The following is a 710-nucleotide window of genomic DNA, read 5'->3' as shown; positions in this document are numbered from 1 at the left end:
TTATCTCCTAAAGAATATTTGAAAAAAATTTCATAATAGACAAGATAAATGTGTCCACATTATTGACATAAGTACAGACAGTATAAATCCAGAAAATGGAACAGTTCGGGTGAGGTTTCCTGATAGAGATAACAAAGTATCTGGAGAATTGAAAGTGATATTTAGTAAAACGCATATGGACAAAGATTATCATACTCCGGATATTGATGAAGCGGTAGTTTGTATATTTCTACCTAACCAGCAGGAAGAAGGCTTTGTATTAGGAGCTTATTATAATGAAGTGGACACAATACCAGCAGGAGCTAATGAAGATACTAAAATATGGAGTTTTTCAGACGGCGGCAAGATTGAATATAATAGGAGCAGCGGAGAATTAAATATAATTGTTGTTTCGACTGTAAACATAACAGCTCCTACTATTAATTTGAATGGTAATGTTAATGTTTCAGGAAATCTTGTAACTTCCGGAAGTACAACAACAGCTGCCGGAATGATAGACGGACATGATCATGGTGGAGCAGTACCGCCGTTTTAGGAGGAATATAAATGGAAATAGGGTCTTACGGAGATATTACTTTTGAGATAACAAAAGAAAATTTTTTGACAATAAAGAGTATGACAAGAGAAAAAAAGAGTGTAGTGCTATAGTAAAGTAGGAACACCAAAATCTAAACAATGATATAATAAAAAAAGAAAGAGGTGTTTTGAAA

1 protein-coding gene is annotated in these 710 nt (G+C 33.5%); it reads left to right on the top strand.

The window, feature by feature from the left end; translation table 11 throughout:
- Nucleotides 1-109 precede the first annotated feature (109 nt).
- A complete protein-coding gene (locus NK213_RS17835) occupies nucleotides 110-535 on the top strand; it encodes a phage baseplate assembly protein V (RefSeq protein WP_371926459.1) in 426 nt (141 codons plus the stop codon).
- Nucleotides 536-710: the final 175 nt, after the last annotated feature.

It is taken from the genome of Sebaldella sp. S0638 (assembly GCF_024158605.1).
GTDB lineage: Bacteria > Fusobacteriota > Fusobacteriia > Fusobacteriales > Leptotrichiaceae > Sebaldella.
The sequence above is the reverse complement of the archived record's forward strand: the minus strand, read 5'-3'. Positions and strand labels throughout refer to the sequence as shown.